The following is a 23,801-nucleotide window of genomic DNA, read 5'->3' as shown; positions in this document are numbered from 1 at the left end:
TTTCATGACCGACCCGATCCTGTCGCTGACCGATGCCACCCTGACACTCGACGGCAACGCAGGCCCGGTGGGCATCCTGCACGGGGTCACGCTATCCGTGGGCCAGGGCGAAACCGTGGGGCTGGTGGGGCAATCGGGGTCGGGCAAGTCGTCTCTCCTCATGCTCATGGGCGGGCTGGAACGGGCCACGGGCGGGCGCGTCGAGGCTCTTGGCCAGGACCTGACACCGATGACCGAGGACAGCCTTGCACGCTTTCGCAGGGATAATATGGGCGTGGTCTTTCAAAGCTTCCACCTCATTCCCACGATGACGGCACTGGAAAACGTGGCAACGCCGCTGGAGCTGGCAGGACGAAAGGATGCCTTCGACCGGGCCGCAGAGGAACTGGCCGCCGTGGGGCTGGCCGACCGGATGCAGCACTATCCCGGTCAGCTTTCGGGCGGCGAACAACAGCGCGTGGCCCTGGCCCGCGCCGCCGCGCCACGCCCGCGTATCCTGCTGGCCGATGAACCCACGGGCAACCTGGACGAGGCCAATGGGCGCGCGATCATGGACCTGCTCTTCGAGTTGCGCGACCGGCATGGTGCGACCCTTGTCATGGTCACCCACGCGCCGGAACTGGCCGCGCGTTGCGACCGGGTGATCCGGCTGCGCGACGGTCGGCTGGAGGCAGCATGACCATCGCCTTGCGCATTGCCTGGCGCGATCTGAGGGGCGGGCTGCACGGCTTCCGCATCTTCCTGGCCTGCCTGGCCCTCGGCGTGGCCGCGATCGCCGCCGTGGGCTCTGTCCGGCAAGCCGTCCAGATCGGGCTGGAAGAGGAAGGCGCGGTCATCCTGGGCGGCGACGCCGAGATGACCTTTGTCTATCGCATGGCCACCGAGGACGAGGCCGCCTGGATGGCGGCCCGCGCGCGGGCCGTGTCCGAAACCGTCGATTTCCGATCCATGGCCGTGGCCGATGTGGGGGGCGAAACGGTGCGCGGCCTGACTCAGCTGCGCGGCGTTGACGGCCGCTATCCGCTTTACGGAGAGGTCGGGCTTGATCCGGCAATGAACATCGAGGACGCGCTGGCCACGACCGACCTGCCCGGCGCCGTCATGCATCCGACGCTGATCGCCCAGATGGGCCTTGAGATCGGGGATACCGTCACCTTCGGCCTGCAAGCCTTCGAACTGCGCGCGGCACTTGTGTCCGAACCTGACATGGCCGGGGGCAATTTCGGACCCGGCCCGCGCACCTTGGTCCGCCTGGACGCGTTGGAGGGGTCCGGCCTGCTGGCCCCCGGCACGCTCTTCGACAGCCAGTATCGTCTTGCCCTGCCCGAAGGCACCGACCTCGCCGCGCTGGAGAACGAAGCGCGGGGGCTGTTCGCGGACAGCGGCATGCGCTGGAAGGAGGCCCGCAACGCCGCCCCTGCGCTTGGCCGTTTCGTTGAAAGGATTGGGGCTTTCCTGGTGCTTGTTGGCCTGGCAGGCCTTGCCGTGGGGGGCGTGGGCATTTCCGCCGCTGTCCGCAGCTACCTCGCTGGCAAGACAGAGACTATTGCCACGCTGAAGACCCTCGGGGCCGAGCGGCACACCCTCTTCACCATCTACCTCGCCCAGATCGGCGTCATGACCCTGCTTGGCCTTCTCATTGGCCTTGCTCTCGGGGCAGTGCTGCCCTTCGCGGTTGCCCCCTTCATCACCGCCAGTCTGCCCGTGCCCGCCGAGGTCAGCCTGCATCCCGGCCCCCTGGCCGAGGCCGCGCTCTACGGGGCGCTGGCTGCGCTCATCTTCACGCTCTGGCCGCTGGCCCGCGTCGAGCAGGTCCGCGCCGCCGCGCTGTACCGCGAGGCCGCGGGGCTGGCGCGACGCTGGCCGCGCTGGCCCTTCCTGATGGTCATCGCGGGCCTGGCCGCTCTGCTGATCGCGCTGTCGGCCTGGCTGTCGGGCCTTCCCCGTCTGGCGCTCTGGTCTGCCGGCGCGATCCTTGCCGCGCTCCTGATCCTGTCGCTGGCCGCTGGTCTGCTGCGCCTCGCCGCCCGCCGCTTGGCCCGCCATTCTCGCGGTCGCCCTGCCTTGCGTCTGGCCCTCGGGGCGATCGGCGCGCCGGGATCCGAGGCGGCCAGCACCATCCTGTCGCTCGGACTTGGCCTGTCGATCCTTGCCGCCGTGGGGCAGATCGACACCAACCTGCGCGCGGCGATCAGTCGGGACCTGCCCGAGGTGGCGCCTGCCTTCTTCTTCGTTGACATCCAGCCCGACCAGATCTCGCCCTTCCGCGCCGCGATGGAGGCCGAACCCGACGTCACCCGCGTGGAAAGCGCCCCGATGCTGCGTGGCGTGATCACCCGGATCAACGACCGCCCGGCCGCCGAGGTCGCGGGCAACCACTGGGTGATCCGGGGCGACCGGGGTCTGACCTACCAGGCCGAGGCCCCGCCCGCGCGCGAGATCACCCAAGGCACGTGGTGGCCCGCCGATCACACCGGCCCGCCGCAGATGGCCTTCGCGGCCGAAGAGGCGCTGGAAATGGGCATCGGCCTTGGCGACAGCATGACCGTCAATGTCCTTGGCCGCGACATCACCGCCTCCATCGTCGCCCTGCGCGAGGTCGACTTTTCCAATGCCGGGATCGGCTTCGTGATGACGCTCTCGCCTGACGCCCTTGCCGGTGCCCCGCATACCCATATCGCCACCGTCTACGCGGACCGGCAAGCCGAGGCCCGCATCCTGCAGGAGGTCGCCACCATCGGCCCCAACATCACCGCGATCAGCGTGCGCGACGCGATCGACCAGGTGACCCGGGCTCTGTCGGGCATTGCGGCGGCAACCTCCTGGGGGGCGGCGGCAACGCTGCTGACCGGGTTCATGGTGCTGATCGGCGCGGCGGCCGCCGGGGAGCGGGCCCGCGCCTACGAGGCGGCGGTGCTGAAAACACTGGGGGCCAGCCGCGCCCGCATCCTGGCCAGTTTCGCCCTGCGCTCGGCCCTTCTGGGGGCGGCGGCAGGCGCGGTGGCCGTGGCAGCAGGGGGGCTTGCCGGATGGGCCATGACCCGCTTCGTGATGGAAACCGACTTCGCCTTTCACCTGCCCTCGGCCCTGGCGATCACCCTTGGCGGCGCCCTAGCCACCCTGCTGGCAGGGCTTGCCTTCGCCCTGCGCCCATTGGCCGTGCGGCCTGCCCGGGTCTTGCGCGATGAGGGCTGAACTGGCGAACTGTCGCCGCAGCAGGTGCATAGGCCCTTGTTTTTGCGGCCCGCCCGGCGCAAGTGCATACCCATGATCCGCAACCTTCGCAGCATCCTGTCCCGCAACGCCCCTGCCCAGGCCGACCGCCCGGCGCAGGACCGGGGCCTGCCGCGCCCTGAGGCAATGACCTACGTGGTGGGCGACCTGCACGGACGCGCGGACCTGCTGGAACGCGCGCTCGACCGGATCGACGAGCACGTGGGCGCGACCGGCGCGCGCAATCCTCAGGTGGTGTTCGTCGGCGATTATATCGACCATGGCCCCGATAGCGCCGCCGCCCTGACCCGGGTGTGGGAACTGGCCAAGGAATTGCCGCAGAACGTGACCTGCCTGATGGGCAATCACGAACGGATGCTTCTCGACTTCCTGGCCGATCCGGCCACCCGGGGCCCTCGCTGGCTGCGCAGCGGCGCAAGGCCAACGCTCGACAGCTTCGGCCTGCACACCAGCCAGCTGGCCCCCGGCTGCCCGCCGGACCTGTTCAAGCAGGAAGCAGCCGCCTTGCGGGCACAGATGGCGCCCGAGCTTCTGGCCTGGCTGACCGAGCTTCCGCTTAGCTGGAATTCCGGCAACCTGTGGGTGGTGCATGCCGCTGCCGACCCGCAACACGCGATGGACAACCAGTCGCCCCGCGTCCTGTTGTGGGGGCATCCCGAGTTCGACTCGCGTCCGCGCTTTGACGGCAACTGGATCGTTCACGGGCACACGCCCGGCGAGGTTCCGGTTGAAACCGATGGCCGGATCTGTGTCGACACCGGGGCCTGGGAAACCGGGCTCCTGTGCACCGCTGCGATTTCGCCAGAGGGCCGCGTGGACTTCCTCTACGCCTGACGACCGGCAGGGCACGCCTCTCCACTTAACCATCCCGGCAGGCTGTTAACCTTTCATTAATTCGCACCGTGGACAGGCCGCGCTCCGTCACCCATGCTATGGGTGTATGGGTTACGAGTGGTTGGGGGTGCGCCGGTGCGTAACGTTGGCGATATGGAATTCTTGCAAGGTGAGGATATCGAGGCGCTGGCTCGGGATGTGCTGATCCGGGCCGGGACAGAACCCGCTGCGGCGATCAGTTCCGCGCAGATGATCCGGCGGGCCGAGGAACGAGGATTGCGCCGGGTCGCGCTTGGCATCCTGCCGCACATGATCGAACATCTGCGAACGGGGCGGGTCTCGACCGACGCCGTTCCGACCCTGTCGCAACGCGCGCCTTCGGTCTTTCACTGCGATGCCGATGGTGGCTTTTCCTGTCCTGCCATCGACTTCGCCCTGCCCGCCGTCATGGACCACGCGATCGCGCAGGGCCTGGCCAGCCTTACCGTCTGCAAGGCCTACCCGGTCGCTACCCTGGCACCGTTATCCGACGCCCTGTCCGACCGGGGGCTGACCGTCATCGCGCGGGTCGGCGGCATCGTCAGCGAACCCAACCCCGGCGGCAGGCTTGCCCTGACGCTTGGCGATGTGGGCTATGGCCTGCCCTCGACCGGAACCGAAAGCCTGCCGCGCCCGATCCTCATGCACGCCCCCGATCTCGACCAGCAGCCCTACGAAGGGCCGTTCGGCGGGCCGTTTCTCCTGACCCATCACCTCGTGATCCTGAGGACAGAACTGTGGCCGGCGGACCGGTCCGCGACCGGGCGCGTCGAGAAATCCGGTATCGCGGTTCCAACACGCCTGTTAGAAAAGATCATCACCGCCTGAGACCGCGCACGCCGCGCGGAGGGCGATTGGCAGATGACGGGATCATGGGCGGCGTTCTCAAAGGGGTTTCCATTCGCGGTCTCGAAGTGTTCGAGGCGCTGGCGCAGACCGGGTCGGTCGGCGAAGCGGCCCGGCGCCTTGGGATGAGCGCCCCGGCGGTGTCGCAGCAGCTCAAGAACCTCAACCAGGCCGTTGGCATGCCATTGGTGGACCAGGGCCGCAGGCCGATGATCCTGACCCCGGCGGGCCGCCAGTTCCTGCGCCACGTGGAAGCCGCGCTTGGGGCGCTGCGGACGGGGCAGCGGGACCTGACCACGCTGGATTTGTCCGAAGTCTCGTCACTTCGGATGGGCATCATCGAGGATTTCGAAAACGAGGTGACTCCGATCCTGACCACGCGGCTGGCCGAAACCATGCAGAACTGCGTCTTCCGCCTGCATACCGGCCCGTCCCACAGGCTGCTTACGCGCATCGCCCGCAACGAACTCGACATCGCGATCTGCGCCGAAGCGCGCGAGATGCCTGCAGGCGCCATCATCCATCCGCTGCTGGAGGACCCATATATCCTGGCCGTGCCCAAGGGGACCGACATTTCCGCAGGATTGGAGTCCCTGACCCACCTGCGCCTTCTGCGGCGGGACCAGGATCAGATCATGGGCCAGCAGATCGAGCGCGCCCTGTCGCGCCAGGGCCTGTCCCTTCCCAATCGGTTCGAGCTGGACTCCAACCAGTCGATCAGCGCCCTGGTGGCCAGCGGCAGCGCCTGGACGATCACCACGCCCCTGTCGCTTCTGCGGGCCGGTCGGTTTCTCGACGGGATCGACGCGCATCCGCTGCCCTTCGAGGGGTTTTCGCGCCGCATCGTGCTTTGCGCGGCCGAGGATTGGTCCGGCGACGTGCCCGACCAGATCGCGACCATCGCCCGCGATCTCATCACCCAGCACTTCACCGATCCGGGCCTGGTCCAGATGCCCTGGCTTCAAGACCTCTATCGCAGCCTGCCGGATTGACCCTGCCTGCCTGGCCCGATTCCCTCGCTAGATCGACCACGCGCACCCCCTTTTGCGCCCGCAAGCACCCTTTCGCTGCGACAATTTGGTAGCGATAGTCAAGAAAACGACTGTCCGAAAGAAGTCGTCTCATCTCTCACCGATCATCTTAACCACTGTTTCAAAAGGATTAACCTATGATTGTGTAAATTTATTTACAGCTTACGTAGCGTCGCAAGAAAATCAGTTACAGAACACGGCGGCAGACAAAGCTAACAGTTCTCGTGTTCACGAAATTTTGTAAGGTTCCTCGCAAGGGATGCGCAACAAACGCACCCCTGCCATCTCGGGGGCCTGTCCTACCGCCAGCGGCGATAACCGGCCCGGGATGACGAAAAACGGTTGGGGGAGGCTAACCAAACATTGTCAGCCCTTCGGGGCCCAGGGGTCAGGACAGGGTCGCCAGAAACGACTTCAACTTACCCGCAAACGCAGGACACGTGGAAAACCCCGGTTTTCCGCCCCGGTTCGCCGTGTCTTCTGCCTGGGACGAGAACCGGCACTCTTTAAGGGAGACAACATTGCCCAACGACACCAACATGATGCCCGATCTTCTGCCCGGCGCGCATATTGACGCCGCCAAGTACGAAGAAATGTATGCCGCCTCGATCAATGATCCCGAAGGGTTCTGGGGCGAGCATGGCAAGCGCATCGACTGGATCAAGCCGTACACGAAGGTCAAGGACACCTCCTATGCCCATGACGACGTGCACATTCGCTGGTACGAGGACGGCACCACCAACGTGTCGGCCAACTGCATCGACCGGCACCTGGCCACGCGCGGCGACCAGACCGCGATCATCTTCGAGCCGGACGAGCCGACCGACGAAGCCCAGCACATCACCTACAACCAGCTCAGCCAGGAAGTCGGCAAGTTCGCCAACGTCCTGAAAGGGCTTGGCATCGGCAAGGGCGACCGCGTCGTTCTCTATCTGCCGATGATCCCCGAAGCCGCCTATGCCATGCTGGCTTGTGCGCGCATCGGCGCCATCCATTCCATCGTTTTCGCCGGGTTCTCTCCCGACGCTCTCGCCGCGCGGATCAACGGCTGTGATGCCAAGCTGGTCATCACCTCCGACGGCGCTCCGCGCGGCGGGCGTGTCACCGAGCTGAAGGACAACGTCAACAAGGCGCTGCTGCATTGCGGTGACGACGTTCAGTGCCTGGTGGTCAAGCGCACCGGCCAGCAGGTTGCATGGCGCGAAGGCCGCGATCACTGGTATGGCGACCTCGCCGCCGAAGTCAGCACCTACTGCATGCCGACCGAGATGGGGGCCGAAGATCCGCTCTTCATCCTCTACACCTCGGGCTCGACCGGTCAGCCCAAGGGCGTGGTGCACACCACCGGTGGTTACCTCGTCTACGCCTCGATGACCCACCAGTATGTCTTCGACTACCAGGACGGTGATGTCTTCTGGTGTACCGCTGACGTGGGTTGGGTCACCGGGCACAGCTACATCGTCTACGGTCCGCTCGCCAACGGCGCGACCACGCTGATGTTCGAAGGCGTGCCGACCTACCCGGATGCGGGCCGTTTCTGGGCCGTGTGCGAAAAGCACAAGGTCAACCAGTTCTACACCGCCCCGACCGCTATCCGCGCGCTGATGGGCAAGGGGCCTGACTTCGTCAACAAGCACGACCTCAGCAGCCTCAAGCTGCTCGGCTCGGTCGGCGAACCGATCAACCCCGAAGCCTGGAACTGGTACAACACCCATGTCGGCAAGGGCCGCTGCCCGATCGTCGACACCTGGTGGCAGACCGAAACCGGCGGTCACATGATGACCCCGCTGCCCGGCGCGCACGAGCTCAAGCCCGGCGCGGCGCAAAAGCCCTTCTTCGGCGTCAAGCCCCTGGTGCTGGAGCCGACCACCGGCGAAGTCGTCGAGGGCAATGGTGTCGAGGGCGTTCTCGTCATCGCCGACAGCTGGCCGGGCCAGATGCGCACCGTCTTCGGTGACCACGATCGTTTCGTGAAGACCTACTTCTCGGACTACAAGGGCTACTATTTCTCGGGCGACGGCTGCCGCCGCGACGAGGATGGCGATTACTGGATCACCGGCCGCGTCGATGACGTGATCAACGTGTCCGGTCACCGCATGGGCACCGCCGAGGTGGAAAGCGCCCTGGTGGCACATGAAACCGTGTCCGAAGCGGCCGTGGTCGGGTATCCGCACCCGGTCAAGGGCCAGGGCATCTACTGCTACGTGACGCTGATGAACGACGAAACCCCGTCCGACGAGCTGAAGAAGACGCTCTCTGACTGGGTCCGCCAGGAAATCGGCCCGATCGCCAAGCCCGATGTCATCCAGTGGGCCCCCGGCCTGCCCAAGACCCGGTCCGGCAAGATCATGCGCCGCATCCTGCGCAAGATCGCCGAGAACGACTTCGGCAGCCTCGGCGACACCTCGACCCTGGCCGATCCCTCGGTCGTGGACGACCTGATCGCCAACCGGGCCAACCAGTAAGGCGGCATGATGACGACTGACACCATGACACGCCCCGTCAACCTGATCCTTCTCGGCCCTCCGGGCGCCGGGAAGGGCACCCAGGCCCGCATGCTGGAAGAGACATTCGGCCTTGTGCAGCTGTCCACCGGGGACCTGCTGCGCGAGGCTGTTGCCGCTGGCACCGAAGCCGGCCTTGCCGCCAAGGCGGTGATGGAGAAGGGCGAACTCGTTTCCGACGAGATCGTGATCGCCATCCTGTCCGACCGGCTGGACCAGCCCGACGTGACCAAGGGCACCATTCTCGACGGCTTCCCCCGCACCGAGGCACAGGCCGCGGCACTCGATGACCTTCTGTCCGCCCGCGGCCAGAAGATCGACGCTGCGATCAGCCTCGAAGTGGATGACGAAGCCATGGTTGCCCGCGTTTCCGGCCGCTACACCTGCGCGGCCTGCGGCGAAGGCTACCACGACGAGTTCAAGCAGCCCGCCACCGCGGGAACCTGCGACAAATGCCAGGGCACCGACTTCAAGCGGCGCGCTGACGACAATGCCGACACGGTGCGCACGCGCCTGACGGCATACCATGCCCAAACCGCTCCGCTGATCAGCTACTACGACGCTCGTGGTGCGCTGACGCGGGTCCCCGCAATGGGGGATATCGGCCAGATCGCCGCCAGCCTTGGCGAGATCGTGGCAGGTGTCACGGAAGGGTAACACGAAATTCGTCGGCGCCTGCTGGAGGGGCGCCGGCGATTAAGACCCGGACCCGTCGGGAGGATAGGTTCGGGAGACCCAAACGAAGGGAGAAACCACATGGCAAACTCGCCATCCAATCAGGAATACTGGTCGGCGAACATCCGTCTGGTCACCATCTGTCTGGTGATCTGGGCGCTTGCGTCGTTCGGCTTCGGTATTCTTCTTCGCCCGCTGGTCAGCGGCATCGCCGTCGGCGGTACTGACCTCGGCTTCTGGTTTGCACAGCAAGGCTCGATTCTGGTCTTCCTGGCGCTGATCTTCTTCTACGCCTGGCGGATGAACTCGCTTGATAAGCAGTTCGGCGTCGACGAGGAATAAGGGACGGATCGAACAATGGATCAGACTACTCTGAATATTATCGTCGTGGGGCTGTCGTTCGCGCTCTACTTCGGTATCGCGATCTGGGCCCGCGCCGGTTCCACATCTGAATTCTACGCCGCAGGCCGTGGCGTTAACCCCGTCGTCAACGGTATGGCGACTGCAGCTGACTGGATGTCGGCGGCCTCGTTCATCTCGATGGCCGGTCTCATCGCCTTCGTCGGCTACAACAACTCGCTCTTCCTGATGGGTTGGACTGGCGGCTACGTGCTGATGGCCATGCTGCTCGCCCCCTATCTGCGCAAGTTCGGCAAGTACACCGTGCCGGAATTCGTGGGCGACCGTTACTACAGCCAGACCGCCCGCATCGTGGCGGTTGTCTGCCTCATCGTCATCTCGACCACCTACGTGATCGGCCAGATGTCGGGCGCAGGCGTGGCTTTCGCCCGCTTCCTGGAAGTGGAGCGTGACACCGGTCTGTTCATCGCGTCGGGCGTTGTGTTCGTCTACGCCGTTCTCGGCGGCATGAAGGGCATCACCTACACCCAGGTGGCACAGTACTGCGTTCTGATCGTCGCCTACACCATCCCGGCGATCTTCATCTCGCTGCAGCTGACCGGCAACCCGATCCCGGGTCTGGGCCTGTTCTCGTCCATGGCCGCTGATCAGGCCGGCGCGGGCACCCCGCTGCTGGCACAGCTGGACGGCCTCCTGGTCGACCTCGGCTTCAACGAGTACACCGCCACCACCAACCCCTGGCTGATGGCTCTGTACACGCTGTCGCTGATGATCGGTACCGCGGGTCTGCCCCACGTGATCATCCGCTTCTTCACCGTGCCGCGCGTGGCTGACGCCCGCTGGTCCGCTGGTTGGGCGCTGGTGTTCATCGCGCTGCTGTACCTCACCGCTCCGGCCGTGGGTGCAATGGCTCGCCTGAACATCATCAACACCATGTGGCCGAACGGCGTGGAAGGCGAAGCCGTGGCTGCCGACGAACTTCCCGACTGGTTCCGCACCTGGGAAGTCACCGGCCTGCTCGGTGTTGACGACCTGAACGGCGACGGCCGGATCCAGTACTACAACTCTGGTTCCGCAGCTGGTCAGGCATTCGGCGAAGAGCGTGGCCTGGCAGGCAACGAGCTCGTCACCTTCAACCGTGACATCCTCGTTCTGGCCAACCCGGAAATCGCACAGCTGCCCGGTTGGGTGATCGCACTGATCGCTGCCGGTGGTCTGGCTGCAGCACTGTCCACCGCGGCAGGTCTGCTCCTGGCGATCTCCTCGGCGATCTCGCACGACCTCATCAAGTCGACGATCAACCCGAACATCTCGGAAGGCGGGGAACTGCTCGCTGCCCGTATCTCGATGGCCGGTGCGATCGTGGTCGCAACCTACCTGGGTCTGAACCCGCCGGGCTTCGCCGCCCAGGTGGTGGCACTGGCCTTCGGTCTGGCTGCTGCGTCGCTCTTCCCGACGCTGATGATGGGTATCTTCTCGAAGCGCATCAACTCCAAGGGTGCCGTGGCAGGGATGCTGGCCGGTCTGATCTCGACCTGTCTGTACCTCTTCCTGTACCTGGGTTGGTTCTTCATCCCGGGCACCGCGATGCTCGACTCGAGCCAGTACCTGTTCGGCATCCCGCCGACCCACTTCGGCCCGATCGGTGCATTGTTCAACTTCGCCGTGGCCTACCTGGTCTCCAACGCCACCGACGAGGTGCCGCAGGAAATCCAGGACCTGGTGGAATCGGTCCGCATCCCGCGTGGTGCAGGCGCCGCACTGGACAAGTAAGGCTCAGCCGCTCTCTCAGGGCCTGCGACACCGCGGGCCCTGTTCAAGACAAGGGCGCATCCCGAAAGCTTGGGGTGCGCCATTTCATTCCGGGGGAACCCGACCATGCCCAAGACGAACCGAGAATTTCTCGCCCATACCCATCCCTACGACAGCCTGCCTGCCGAGGCGCTGGACCGCCTGGCAACAGAGGTGGATCGCAGGTCGATCAAGGCGGGCGACCAGATTTACAGCTTCGGGGACGAGCTTGAGGCGCTTTACCTGATCATTCGCGGCCGCGTGGACATCACCGACGATTCCGGTGCCGTTCTGTCCATCCTCGGCCCCCGCAACAGCTTCGGCGAACGCGGCCTGATGCGCGACGGCACCGCTGTCACCTCGGCCCGCGCCGAGGAAGACACCGACCTGATCGCCATTCCCGCCGGTATCTTCCGGGCGCTCGTGGCGGACCACCCCCGCGTCGCCAAGTTCTTCGACCGCACCCGGCCCGCCCGCGCCAAGAAGCAGGACCTCGCCACCATGTCGCTGGCCGACATGATGACGCCGAACCCCCACACGGTGACGCCGGACACCTCGATCATCGCGGCCGCGCAGGCCATGCGGGACAACAAGGTCTCGTCGCTGATGGTCACCGCCTCGGATGCCGTGGCCGGGATCGTGACCACCCGCGACCTGACCAACAAGGCGCTGGCCGAAGGCCTGGCCCATGACACGCCGGTCAGCCAGGTGATGACCGCGAACCCGGTGGCCCTGCCACCGTCGGCCCTGGTGTCGGACGTGCTGCACACGATGGTGGAACGCAAGATTACCCATATGCCGGTTGTCGATGCGGGCAAGCTGGTGGGCATCCTGACCCAGACCGACCTGACCCGCTTCCAGGCGCTTTCCTCGGCGACCATCATCCAGGACATTGCCGATGCCACCAGTTGCAAGCAGCTGGCAGACATCGTGGGCCGAATCCCGCAGCTTCTGGTGCAACTGGTGGGCGGGCATAACGCGCACCAGGTGGTCACGCGGCTGATTACCGATGTGGGCGACGCCACCACGCGGCGCCTGCTGGCGATGGCCGAAGACAAGCTCGGCCCGCCGCCCGTGCCCTATCTGTGGCTCGCCTGCGGCAGCCAGGGTCGCCAGGAACAGACCGGCGTGTCCGACCAGGACAACTGCCTGATCATCGACGACTCGATGACGCCCGAGGATGACGCCTACTTCAAGGCGCTGGCCAAGTTCGTGTCGGACGGGCTGGATGCCTGCGGGTATTTTTACTGCCCCGGCGACATGATGGCGACCGCCGACCGCTGGCGCCAGCCGCTTTCCAAGTGGCGCGGCTACTTCGACAAATGGATCGCCAAGCCCGACCCCGAGGCACAGATGCTGGCCAGCGTCATGTTCGACCTGCGCCCCATCGGCGGGGAATTCGGGCTGTTCTCCGATCTCCAGGAAAAGACGCTGAAGAAGGCCGCCGCGAATTCCATCTTCGTGGCGCATATGGTGTCGAACTCGCTCAAGCATACGCCGCCGCTCGGGCTGTTCCGGGGCTTTGCCACCGTGCGTTCGGGCGAACACAAGAACACCATCGACCTCAAGCATAACGGCGTCGTGCCCATCGTCGACCTGGGCCGCATCTACGCGCTGCGCGGCGAACTGACCGTGGCCAATACCCGCGCCCGGCTGGAAGCCGCGATCGAGGCGGGCAAGGTCTCGACCACGGGCGGGCGCGATCTGATTGACGCCTACGACATGATCGCCGACACACGGCTGGAACATCAGGCCGCGCAGATCCGGCGCGGCGAGAAACCCGACAACTTCATGGCCCCCACGGACCTGTCCGATTTCGAGCGCAGCCACCTGCGCGACGCCTTCGTGGTGGTCAAGACAATGCAATCCGCCGCCGGTCAAAGCGGTGGTTACCTGAGCTGAGGAGACGCCCCCACCCATGTTCTGGACCCTTCTGACCGCCTTCATCGCGGGTTTCGCCGGTGCCGGGATCGGCCTTCTACTGCGCCATATCAGCGGCAAGCGCCTGCCCAAGGGCATCATCCCCGTTGCGGCGGGTCTGGCCATGATCGTCTCGACCGTGGGGCTGGAATACGGCTGGTATCAGAACGTGCTCGACACCATGCCCGCCGACACCCAAGTGATCTCGGAACGCCGCCAGCAGGCCTGGTATCAACCCTGGACCTATGTCAGCCCCTGGGTGCGCGGCTTCATCGCCCACTCGCCGTCGGAAACCGTGCCGACCGCCGAAGGCTCCGACATCCTGGCCGTGCAGATCCGCGTGCAGGAACGCTGGCAGCCGGAAATCGTGATGCCCATTCTGGTCGATTGCGCGGGCAACCGCCGGGCCGAAATCCTGCCCGACACCGACTTTGCCGAGGACGGCACACCCACCAATGCAAGCTGGATCGACACCGAAGCTGCCGATCCGATCCTGCAATCCGTCTGCGGCGGGGAGACCGCGGACTGACCGTAACGGGAAGGGCCCGCCCGGACGCGACGCGCGACCGCGCCGGGCTGGCCCCACCCAAGATCACAAGGGGCAGAGAGGAGGCCCCGACCACCCATGTTCACCAATCTCTCTCTGCGTCTGCGCATCTTCCTGTTCTTCGCCTTCCTGGCAGGCTCCACCTCGCTTCTTGCCATCGGGGGCCTGACGCTCGGCTACGTCCGGCTCGGCGAGGATCACGCCCTGTCGGCCTTCGTCATCGCCGGGGTGATCGCGGTCCTGGCAATCGTGGCGCTCACCACTTGGATCTGGGTTCTTTTCGATGAAAACGTGGCCCGCCCGGTGGAACGGCTGGCCGCTGACATGCGCGCGCGCGCCCATGCCGACGTGGACGAGGATATCGACCACGCCCCGGCGAAATACCTTGGCGATCTGGGCACTGCCGCTGCCGCCGTCACCCACAACCTGACCGAAACCCGCAACGCCATGGCCATGGCCGTGGGCCGCGAAACCGCGCGGCTCAGCCTGGAAAAATCACGCCTTGAAACCCTGCTGGCCGAGGTTCCCGACGGGGTGCTCTTCTGCACGCCCGATCATTCCGTGGTGCTCTACAACGCCCGGGCGGTGGAAATCCTGGGCCACACCGAGGCGCTCGGGCTCAATCGTCCGGTGCGCCACCTGCTGATGCCGGGGCCGATCCTGCAAGCCTATTCCCGGCTTCTGGAGGCAGGCCAAACCGAGGGGGCCGACATCCTCTGCGCCACCCGTCGCGGGGCCCGCCTGCTGGAGGCGCGCATCCGCCTGCTCTACCTGGAGGGCCAGGAAACCAAGGGGCCGGGCTACGTGCTCAGCCTGCGCGACGTGTCGAAGGACCTCAAGGTCCATGCCGAGCGCGCGACCCTGCTCAACCGCCTGATCGCGGCGGCAGAGGATGCCCTGCCCGCCCTGCCCGAGCCCCGCAAGGCCGCGCTTGCCGAAACCGTCGCCGATGTCGCTGCGCGCAAATCCGCAACCGACACCGCCTGGTGGCCGATGGAGGTGCTGCCCCTGGGCGATCTCGGGGCCGCCCTGCGCGCCCGGCTGGCCCGCAAGGACGTGGCCCTGTCCGTCGACCTGCCCGACCGGCGGGTGCGCGCCGACGGCTACGCGGTGACGCGGCTGATGGAACGGCTCTGCCTCGGCTGGTCGGGGCACGGGGCCAAGGGCTTTGTCCTGCGGGTGACGCAAATGGGCGACGAGGCCCTGACGCTCAGCCTGGAATCCGCCGCGCCCATGCCGGGTCGCGCGGATCTCGACGCCTGGCTCGCCGTGCCGCTCTCGCCGGGTTTCGCAAGCTTCACGGGCGGCGACGTGGAAACCACCCACGGCACCCGGGTCACGCTTGGCGACGGGGCCGAGGGCCGCGCCGCGCTGCAATTCTCCCTGCCGCTGGCCTTCCCGCGCCAGACCCTGCCCGCCCGCGCGATGCAGTATGATTTCGACCTGCTGCATGCCGAGCTTCCTGCCGCCCTGTCCGATGCGCCGCTCTCGAAGCTCAACTTCGTGATCTTCGACACCGAGACGACCGGCCTCAATCCCCAGGTCGACGAGATCTGCCAGATCGCCGCCGTGCGCGTCGTCAATGGCCGGGTCCGACCGCAGGAACGCTTCGACATGCTTGTGGATCCGGGCCGCAAGATCCCCGCCGCCTCCACCGCCGTGCACCACATCACCAACGAGATGGTCGAAGGCGCCCCCTCGGTGCAAGAGGCCCTGGCCCGCTTTCACCGCTTTGCCGATAACAACGTGCTGGTGGCCCATAACGCCCCCTTCGACATGGCCTTCCTGCAACGCCGCGAAGCCGAGATCGGCCTGCGCTTCGACCAGCCGATCCTCGACACGGTGCTGTTTTCGGCCATCCTCTTCGGCCAGTCGGCGGAACACACGCTCGATGCGCTTTGCGACCGTCTCGCCATCACCATCCCCGAGGAAGACCGCCACACCGCTATCGGCGACGCCATCGGCACCGCGGCGGCCTTCGCAAAGATGATTCCGATGATGGAGGCGGCAGAGCTGCCCAGTTTGGGGGCAACCATCAAGGCATTCGACCGCCACGCAAGGCTGATCGGCCACCTCAATTGACAGCAGCGGGCGCGGGCCCGTCCCATCTTCCAGACGATCTCCGGAGACTGACGCATGGCCCGAGTGCCCCTTTACAAGAAAGCCGAAACCGAACTTCTGCGCCGCATCCGGTCCGGCAGCTGGCCCGTGGGCACCCGGATCGGCAACGAGTTCGAGCTGGCCGAGGAATTCGGCGTCAGCCAGGGCACCATGCGCCGCGCCCTCATGAGCGTCGAGGCCATGGGCCTTCTCCACCGCAAACCGGGCCGGGGCACCGTGGTGGCCGACCCCGGGGCGGCGCAGACGGCCCCGACCGGGTCCGCCATAGGGTTCCTCACGCAACCGGACGGCGCGCCGCTTGACCTCGAAGTATTCCGCGCAAGGCTGCTCTCGCGCATGCCCGAGGCGGGCGAGGCGGATATCTTCACGGGCCGGCTTCACGCGCTCTCGCGGACGTTAAAGTCCGCGGGCGAGCGCTTCGCCCTGGAAGACATCACCCTGCCCCGGTCCGTGCGGCCCGAGATGGACGAGGATCAACCGATCGAGTTCCCGGATCTGCTGGCAGCCCTCGGCCTTGCAGCCGACCGCATCGAGGACCGGCTCCATGCCGAGATGACCAGCATGGGCGATTCGGTCGCGCTCTCCTGCGACCGCCACACCGCGCTCCTGTGCCTGACCCGCACGGCCCTGGCCGCCGACGGCCGTGCGCTCGCCCGACAGGTTCTGCGCATCGCAGGCCCCGTCCGCTTCTCCACCGCCCCTGGCACCTGACGCGGCTTCTTCTTGGATCAAGTCCTCCCGCCGGAGGCGCCCTGCCTTCGACGCCGTCCCAACCGATAAGGAAATGCGCCGCCCTGGGTCCCGACCCCGTGGCAACTGCGGCCCGAGGAGTGCCCCCGCGAATGCGGGGGTCGACGAGGGCCGCGCCCGGATCGACGCGCAGGGCGCGGCGAAACCCGGGTTGGTATGCACGGGGGGTGTACAGGGGGTGTACGGGGGGTGCACACCCGGCACCCCCCCCTTTTTTGGGGATCGCGGGGCGGCGCTCCGCGCCGCGATCCTGCTGTCAGATTCCGTCGATGCAGACGTATTTGGTGTCGAGGTAATCGTCGAGACCCTGGCTGCCGCCTTCCTTGCCCATGCCGCTTTCCTTGACCCCGCCGAAGGGGGCTTCCACGGTGGTAATGAGGCCCGAGTTGATCCCGATCATGCCGTATTGCAGGCCTTCGTTCAGGCGGAACGCCCGCGACAGGTCCGCGGTATAGGCATAGCAGGCCAGGCCGTATTCGGTGTCATTGGCCATCGCGATCGCTTCTTCTTCGGTCTCGAACCGGAAGACCGGCGCAAGCGGGCCAAAGATCTCTTCCCGCGCGAACATCATATCCTGCGTCGCCTCGCGGATCACCGTGGGCGCAAAGAAGCTGCCGCCATTGCCGTGGCGCGCGCCGCCAGTGGCGATAACGCCTCCTTTGGCGGTTGCGTCAGCGATGAATTCTTCCACCTTTTCAACGGCATCCGTGTCGATCATCGGTCCCTGCTCGACACCGGGCTCCAGGCCGTTGCCGACCTTCAGCGCCTCGGTCGCGGCGACCAGTTTTTCGACGAAGGCATCGTAGACTCCCGACTGCACATAGATCCGGTTCGCACAGACGCAGGTCTGGCCCGCATTGCGGAACTTCGACACCATTGCGCCCTGCACGGCCTTGTCGATATCGGCATCGTCGAACACGAGGAAGGGCGCATTGCCGCCCAGTTCCATCGAGACCTTCTTGACCGTGTCGGCGCTCTGCCGGATCAGCTCCTTGCCCACCTCGGTCGAGCCGGTGAACGTCACCTTGCGCACCACCGGGCTTTCCATCATCGCGCCGGCGATCTTGCGCGCCGAACCCGTCATAACGTTCACCACGCCCTTGGGGAAACCAACCTCTTCGGCCAGCGCCGCCCAGGCCAGGGCCGAATAGGGCGTCGCGGTTGCGGGCTTTGCAACCACGGTGCAACCCACGGCCAGCGCCGGGCCAAGCTTGCGGGCCAGCATCGACGAGGGGAAGTTCCAGGGAGTAATCATGCCCACGACGCCGACGGGGTGACGCGTCACCAAGATGCGGCGGCCACTCACGCCGGCGGGCACGATCTCGCCCTTGGCCCGGCGGGCTTCCTCGGCGAACCAGCGCACGTATTGCGCGCCGATCGCGATCTCGCCCATGGCCTCGGCCAGGGGCTTGCCCATCTCGACGGTCAGCAGTTCTGCAAGGTCTTTCTGATTGTCCATCAGCGCGTCGTGCAGCTTCCACAGCAGCGCGAGACGCCCCATCATGTCCATCCCCGCAAAGCCGGGGAAGGCCACCTCGGCGGCGGCGATGGCGCGACGGGTTTCCGCGTCGCCTGCGTTCGGCACCGTGCCGATCACCTCGCCCGTCGCCGGGTTGGTCACGTCGATGGTGCCGCCGCTATCGGCGCCCACCCACTGACCGTCAATGTAGTTTCCCTCACGAAGCCAGGTCGTGTAGCTCATCTCTTCTCTCCCATCTCAGGCGAAACTGCCCATACGCCGGGCCACATCGAGCATCCGGCAGGAAAAACCCCACTCGTTGTCATACCAGCCAAAGACGCGCAGCATGCCGCCTTTCGACCGCTTGATCTCGGGCCCGGCGACGATGAGCGACTCGGGCCGTTGCCGCAGGTCTGACGACACGAGCGGCTTGTCGGTATATCCAATGACGCCGCCCGATGAGGCCAGAAGCGCCCGCGCCTCGTCGGCGCTCGGTCTGTCGCGCAGGATCACGGCAAGGTCCACGCAGGACACGCTGGCCGTGGGCACCCGCACGGCGGACCCGGTGATGCGTCCTGCCAGATGCGGCAGGACAATGTCCACCAGCTTTTCCGCACTGGTCGTTGTCGGCACCATGGACAGGGCCGCCGCCCGGCTGCGCGCGGGGTTGGCCATCGGCATGTCAACCGTGGGCTGGCTGCCCGTATAGCAATGCACCGTCGTCATGAGCGCAGTTTCCAGCCCGTAGGCGTCATCGAGCACACGGGCCAGCGGCGCAAGCGCATTCGTCGTGCAGGACGCGTTGGACACGATCCGATGATCGGGGGTCAGCAAGTCATCATTGGCCCCGAGCACCACGGTCAGATCCGCCTTGGGCGATGGACCCGAAACCAGAACCCGCGCAGCCCCGGCGGACAGACCCTGTTCCGCGATCATGCGATCCTCGGCCCGGCCGGTGCATTCCATCAGCACGTCGACCCCTGACAGGTCCAGTGCGCCAAGCTCTGGCTGGCAGGTGAAGGGAATCCGACGTCCGGCCGCAATCAACGCTCCGTCCTCGATCTGAACACCACCGGGGAACGGACCGAACACGCTGTCGAATTCGAAAAGATAGGCACAGGTTTCCAGCGATGCGATGTCGTTCACGCCGACAATCTCGATCTCGGGCCACGGCCCTGACGTCAGCCACGCCCGCAGAACCGAGCGACCGATCCGACCAAATCCATTGATGATGACGCTGGTCATGTCCCGCCTCTTTCGCACCGCGCGCAGTCATGCACGGGCGCGCGCCGGGCGCAAGCCGGGTCACCCTGTTCGGGTCAGGCGAGCTCGGTCACCACGTGGGTCAGGGCGGCTTTCAACCCGATGAAGGTAAGCTCCTCGTCATCCCGCACGCTCACATCGCAGCCCTGGGCCGCTAGAGCGAGGCTATGGTGCCGCGCCGGAGCCCCATGCCCGATGACGATAACGGGCCGATCCGCCCAGTAAGATCGAGTAGCGGCCAGTTCGGCCCCGATTACGGCCCCCGACAAGCGCGCCAACTGGATGTCTACGGACGCCCTCGGTCCGGTCTTGAGGGCCCCAAGCACCCGCATGATGCTTTCTGGCTCGCGCAGCACCTCAGACACCGTTTCCTGAAAGGTCGCTTCATCCAAATCCCGGTGGCCTTCAAGCCCCGTCAGGCTGGATTGGGCGACCAAAAGCGAAACCAGTTCGCCGCTGAGAAAGCTACTGATTGACCGAACCGTTCCGGCCTGAAGCAAGATCCATTTCGAGAAGTCCCCCGGCAGACACAAGGCACCGGTGAACCCGGGATAATCGGCGATCACGCCGCGCACCACGGCCTCTTCGGCATCGAGCCTATCAGCCGGCGATGCCTGGAGAAGGCCCGGCAACACATGTACAGAGGCGCGGGTATCCGTTGTCGAAACGGGGATGGGAAGGCTGACGGTTGGGGTTGCAGGAAGCCGGGGGGATGTCACGACATCCTCGACACCGTCCATCATGGCAACGCCGCTGACCAGGACGGGCGTGCTTTCCTTTAGCAGCCAAGGGCTGATCAAACGCATCAGGGCCGCTTCAAAACCAGCACCGGCGTGTTTTGACAGATTCCTGGCCGAGCGCGCCTTCATCAGAACGCTTCCCTGATCATCCAGCGCCCAGGCCCTTACCCCGGAAAGCCCCCAATCAACGGCAATACTTGCCGGAACGCGCTTTCGCATCTGCACCCCTTACTCCATCAAAGGAAATCCAGAATTATTGCGCTTTGAAATTGTTTTTTCTCGCAAATCAAAACGGAATCCCTGTATCTTTAGATATTCTTACGATCTGAGCGGTCAACAGGATTTTCAGAATTATTAATAGGAAAGTGCGAAGTGACCCTTCGAAGCAGCGAGAAAATCACTGCCCTGAGAAACCGCAACCACCTGTTTCAGAACGGATTATGCAATTTTCCCGCGCTGCTGGCCTGGAGAGCACCCGAAATGGGACCGGTAGCTTCTGGAAAAGTGACCCGAGCTTTTGAAGCCACAGGCGAAGGCGACTTCCGTGATTGGCATTTCTGTTTGCAATAATAGATGCCTTGCCTTTTGCAGCCTGATATCAAGCTGAAACTTCTTCGGTGAGCAATTGAGGTAGCGCCCGAACAGCCTTTCAAGCTGGCGCACGGATATCCGCAATTCGGCAGCGATCTCTGCCGGGGACATCGGCGTCTCGATGGTCTCGTTCATGCGGCGGATTGCCTGCGACAGGTGTTCGTTCCGAATGCCGTGGCGGGCCTGGAAAGACAGCCGTTGCGCCGCGTTCGCCTCTCGCACGGTGTTATAGACCATCTGGTCGGCGACCTCGGCCGCCAGGTCCCCGCCATGGCTCTCCTCGATCAGGTGCAGCATCAGGTCTGCCGTCGCGGTGCCGCCCGAAGCCGTGACGATTTTCTCATCCGCGACGAAGACGCTGCTGACCAGGTGCACGTCCGGGAATTCTTCCATGAATGAATCGTGAAAATCCCAGTGGATCGCGGCCTTGCGCCCGTCAAGCAATCCCGCGCGGGCCAGGATCCAGGCCGCCGAACACAGCCCCCCGATCTGAACCCCCCGCCGCGCCTGTCTTCGGATGCCGTTCATAAGGCTGCGCGTGTTTCGCTTCTGCACGCCGATACCGGACAGCACGAACAATCGATCGGCTTGCGGCATGTCATCCAGCGCATGGTTCACCTGCGTCACGATCCCGTTGGAGCAGGTCGCAGGCCCTCCGGTTTCCGAGACGAGTGACCAGGAATACAGCGTCTTGCCGCTGACCAGGTTGGCGATGCGCAAGGGGTCAACCGCACAGCCAAAGGCCATGTGCGTCAGGTCATCGACCAGAAGAAAGGCAAAGTGTTCGGGCGTTTCCATCGTCATCCCCACAACTCTACGGCAGAGGTGCCCGATTTCAAAATTGTATTCAATATGTATTTTATTTGTGTTCAGCCTTTGCTAAGCGTCGGGCAGATCAAGAGGACACCCATGCCCGATTCGGACCGCATCAGCCCAAAAGACGCCGCATACGAGGCGCTCAAGACCGCGATCCTGACGCTGGAAATGCAGCCAGGCGCCGACCTTGACGAAGCCAGTCTATGCGCGGAATTCGGCCTCTCGCGCACGCCCCTGCGGGAAGTGCTGCGAAGGCTGGCCGGGGAAGGCTATGTCGACTTGCGCCAGAACCGCGGGGCACGGGTTTCCGAAATGTCCCACACCACGCTGCGCGACTTCTTCCTTGCCGCCCCGATGATCTACGGCGCGATCCTGAGGCTTGCGGCGCTGAACGCGCGCCCCGCACAGATCGAGGCGCTCAAGACGACGCAGGCGGGCTTCCGCGCGGCACTTCGGCAGGGCTCGGCCCGTGACCGGGCGCTCATGAACAACCGTTTCCACGAGATCACCGGCGAAATGGCAGGCAATGTCTACCTCCTGCCCTCTTTCCAGCGCCTTCTGATCGACCACGCCCGGATTTCCATGACCTTCTACCGTCCCCGCGACGAAGCCATGGCCCGCAACGTGACCGAGGCCGCCGACCAGCACGACGCCATCATCGCCGCGATCGAGGCGGGCGATGCCGACAAGGCCGCGGCCCTAGCCACGCAGCACTGGAACCTGTCCCGCAACCAGATCGAACTGTTCGTCATGCCCGGCGGGCTCGACCTGCCGCTTGGTGCGCCCCCGCGCATCGCAACCGCCTGAGGAGATAGCGATGACACCCATCTTTCGGTTCGAGGGGATCTACACGCCCGTCGTGACCCCCTTCAACGATGACTTCTCAGTCAATTGGACCGCCCTGGCAGACGTGATCGACAGCCTTATCGAGGCAGGTGTGCACGGTCTGATCTCGGGCGGGTCCACCGGCGAGAACTATGCACAGACGGTCGAGGAACGACTGGAAATCGCCCGCTTCACCAAGGACCGCATCAAGGGCCGGCTTCCGTTGGTGGTGGGCACGGGCGCAATGCTGACGCCCGACTCCATTGCCCTGGCAAGCGGTGCGAAGGACGTGGGCGCCGATGCGATCCTGCTGGCCTCCCCCCCTTATGCGGTGCCGACTGACCGGGAAAACGCGCTGAATGCGCTGGCCATCGACAAGGCGGCAGGCCTTCCCGTGATGCTCTACAACTATCCCGGCCGCACCGGCACGATGATGGGCGAGGAGTTCCTCGACCGCGTGGGCCGCAGCCGCAATTTCTGCGGCATCAAGGAAAGCTCGGGCGACATCAACCGGGTGCACCTGCTGGCCCGCGACTATCCCCATATCCAGCTTGGCTGCGGCATGGACGACCAGGCGCTGGAGTTCTTCGCCTGGGGCAGCCGCTTTTGGGTTTGCGGCGGATCGAACTTCCTGCCGAAAGAGCATATCGCGCTTTACAACGCCTGCGCGCTGGAGGGCAATTTCGACAAGGGCCGACGGATCATGTCGGCGATGATGCCGCTGATGCGGGTGCTGGAACAGGGCGGCAAGTTCATCCAGACGATCAAGTACGGGGTGGACCTGAACGGGATCACCACGGGGCCGATGCGCCCGCCGCTCAAAGGGCTGAACAAGGACGACAAGCGCGCGCTGGAACAGGTGGTCGGCGTGCTGAAGCGCACCATTGCGCAGATCGAGGCGGAGGGCTGAGAGATGAACCTGCTGACACGCGACGAATACAAGGCGCTGGCCGCCGAGATGGACTTCCCCAATGCCGCCTATATCGATGGCGCCTACCGCCCGGCGATCTCGGGCAAGACCTTCGCCACGGTGAACCCGGCGACGGGCGAAACCCTTGCGGACGTAGCCGCCTGCGGGGCCGAGGATGTGGATTTCGCGGTTACCAAAGCACGCGAGGCGTTTGACGATGGCCGCTGGTCGCGGATGCACCCGGCAGAGCGCAAGGGCATCCTGATCCGCTTCGCCAAGCTCCTGACCCGGAACGCCCGCGAACTTGCGGTGATGGAAAGCCTCGACAGCGGCAAGCCGATTTACGACTGCGAAACGGTGGACATCCCCGAGACGATCAACTGCATCAAGTGGCATGCGGAGGCGATCGACAAGATCTACGATCAGGTCAGTCCCGCCTCTGACGATCACATCGCCATGGTGGTGCGCGAACCCATCGGCGTCGTGGGCCTCGTCCTGCCGTGGAACTTCCCGCTTCTGATGCTGGCGTGGAAGATCGGCCCGGC

General features: G+C 65.3%; 20 protein-coding genes. 16 read left to right on the top strand and 4 right to left on the bottom strand.

What is annotated here, in order from left to right:
* Positions 1-4: 4 nt before the first annotated feature.
* From ACEQXV_RS09250 to ACEQXV_RS09190, 13 genes are all read left to right on the top strand, one after another.
* Entirely contained in the window at positions 5-679 is a 675-nt protein-coding gene (locus tag ACEQXV_RS09250) for an ABC transporter ATP-binding protein (RefSeq protein WP_370252046.1), read from the top strand.
* Positions 676-3,195 carry an ABC transporter permease gene (locus ACEQXV_RS09245; RefSeq protein ID WP_370268890.1) on the top strand — a complete coding sequence of 840 codons (2,520 nt, stop codon included), beginning with the start codon at positions 676-678 and terminating at the stop codon, positions 3,193-3,195. Before ACEQXV_RS09250 ends, ACEQXV_RS09245 begins: the two co-directional genes overlap by 4 nt.
* A gap of 72 nt (positions 3,196-3,267) precedes the next feature.
* On the top strand, positions 3,268-4,068 hold the full coding sequence (locus tag ACEQXV_RS09240; RefSeq protein WP_370268888.1) for a metallophosphoesterase: 801 nt from the start codon (positions 3,268-3,270) through the stop codon (positions 4,066-4,068).
* A 135-nt stretch (positions 4,069-4,203) separates the two neighbouring features.
* Positions 4,204-4,935: an Ldh family oxidoreductase gene (locus tag ACEQXV_RS09235; RefSeq protein WP_370268887.1), complete on the top strand. Its 732-nt coding sequence runs from the start codon at positions 4,204-4,206 to the stop codon at positions 4,933-4,935.
* A 26-nt stretch (positions 4,936-4,961) separates the two neighbouring features.
* Complete coding sequence (locus ACEQXV_RS09230; RefSeq protein WP_372525555.1) at positions 4,962-5,945, top strand: LysR family transcriptional regulator; 984 nt, start codon at positions 4,962-4,964, stop codon at positions 5,943-5,945.
* Positions 5,946-6,523: 578 nt separating this feature from the next.
* Positions 6,524-8,449, top strand: coding sequence for an acetate--CoA ligase (acs, locus tag ACEQXV_RS09225; RefSeq protein WP_370268899.1), 1,926 nt, complete (start codon positions 6,524-6,526; stop codon positions 8,447-8,449).
* A gap of 9 nt (positions 8,450-8,458) precedes the next feature.
* Positions 8,459-9,145: an adenylate kinase gene (locus tag ACEQXV_RS09220; RefSeq protein ID WP_370254760.1), complete on the top strand. Its 687-nt coding sequence runs from the start codon at positions 8,459-8,461 to the stop codon at positions 9,143-9,145.
* A 99-nt stretch (positions 9,146-9,244) separates the two neighbouring features.
* The gene (locus tag ACEQXV_RS09215; protein ID WP_370254762.1) at positions 9,245-9,505 is read left to right on the top strand and encodes a DUF4212 domain-containing protein; all 261 of its coding nucleotides are present in this window, start codon (positions 9,245-9,247) and stop codon (positions 9,503-9,505) included.
* A 15-nt stretch (positions 9,506-9,520) separates the two neighbouring features.
* Positions 9,521-11,296 (top strand): sodium:solute symporter family protein, encoded by a 1,776-nt coding sequence (locus ACEQXV_RS09210; RefSeq protein WP_370268885.1) that lies wholly within the window; start codon positions 9,521-9,523, stop codon positions 11,294-11,296.
* A 105-nt stretch (positions 11,297-11,401) separates the two neighbouring features.
* The gene (locus ACEQXV_RS09205; RefSeq protein WP_370252800.1) at positions 11,402-13,216 is read left to right on the top strand and encodes a DUF294 nucleotidyltransferase-like domain-containing protein; all 1,815 of its coding nucleotides are present in this window, start codon (positions 11,402-11,404) and stop codon (positions 13,214-13,216) included.
* A gap of 16 nt (positions 13,217-13,232) precedes the next feature.
* A complete protein-coding gene (locus ACEQXV_RS09200; RefSeq protein WP_370252798.1) occupies positions 13,233-13,763 on the top strand; it encodes a hypothetical protein in 531 nt (176 codons plus the stop codon).
* Between the two features lie 96 nt (positions 13,764-13,859).
* A complete protein-coding gene (locus ACEQXV_RS09195) occupies positions 13,860-15,863 on the top strand; it encodes an exonuclease domain-containing protein (RefSeq protein WP_370252797.1) in 2,004 nt (667 codons plus the stop codon).
* Between the two features lie 54 nt (positions 15,864-15,917).
* The gene (locus tag ACEQXV_RS09190; protein WP_370268883.1) at positions 15,918-16,613 is read left to right on the top strand and encodes a GntR family transcriptional regulator; all 696 of its coding nucleotides are present in this window, start codon (positions 15,918-15,920) and stop codon (positions 16,611-16,613) included.
* Between the two features lie 295 nt (positions 16,614-16,908).
* Here ACEQXV_RS09190 and ACEQXV_RS09185 read toward each other — a convergent pair whose 3' ends face one another.
* The 4 genes from ACEQXV_RS09185 to ACEQXV_RS09170 form a co-directional block, all read right to left on the bottom strand.
* Positions 16,909-18,354, bottom strand: coding sequence for an NAD-dependent succinate-semialdehyde dehydrogenase (locus ACEQXV_RS09185; RefSeq protein WP_370268881.1), 1,446 nt, complete (start codon positions 18,352-18,354; stop codon positions 16,909-16,911).
* A gap of 15 nt (positions 18,355-18,369) precedes the next feature.
* Positions 18,370-19,356 (bottom strand): type I glyceraldehyde-3-phosphate dehydrogenase, encoded by a 987-nt coding sequence (locus tag ACEQXV_RS09180; protein WP_370252793.1) that lies wholly within the window; start codon positions 19,354-19,356, stop codon positions 18,370-18,372.
* 74 nt (positions 19,357-19,430) lie between these two features.
* A complete protein-coding gene (locus ACEQXV_RS09175; RefSeq protein ID WP_370268879.1) occupies positions 19,431-20,333 on the bottom strand; it encodes a 2-dehydro-3-deoxygalactonokinase in 903 nt (300 codons plus the stop codon).
* Positions 20,334-20,552: 219 nt separating this feature from the next.
* Complete coding sequence (locus ACEQXV_RS09170; RefSeq protein WP_370253339.1) at positions 20,553-21,503, bottom strand: GlxA family transcriptional regulator; 951 nt, start codon at positions 21,501-21,503, stop codon at positions 20,553-20,555.
* Between the two features lie 111 nt (positions 21,504-21,614).
* Here ACEQXV_RS09170 and ACEQXV_RS09165 point away from each other — a divergent pair, with 111 nt between their 5' ends.
* The 3 genes from ACEQXV_RS09165 to ACEQXV_RS09155 form a co-directional block, all read left to right on the top strand.
* A complete protein-coding gene (locus tag ACEQXV_RS09165; protein WP_370253336.1) occupies positions 21,615-22,328 on the top strand; it encodes a GntR family transcriptional regulator in 714 nt (237 codons plus the stop codon).
* Between the two features lie 10 nt (positions 22,329-22,338).
* Entirely contained in the window at positions 22,339-23,256 is a 918-nt protein-coding gene (locus tag ACEQXV_RS09160; protein WP_370253335.1) for a dihydrodipicolinate synthase family protein, read from the top strand.
* 3 nt (positions 23,257-23,259) lie between these two features.
* Positions 23,260-23,801: aldehyde dehydrogenase family protein (locus tag ACEQXV_RS09155; RefSeq protein WP_370268878.1), on the top strand; the 542-nt coding region annotated here is incomplete at its 3' end.

Origin of the sequence: Nioella sp. (assembly GCF_964229645.1) — a bacterium.
Taxonomy (GTDB): Bacteria; Pseudomonadota; Alphaproteobacteria; order Rhodobacterales; family Rhodobacteraceae; genus Nioella.
This window is presented reverse-complemented; position numbering and strand designations above follow the sequence as displayed.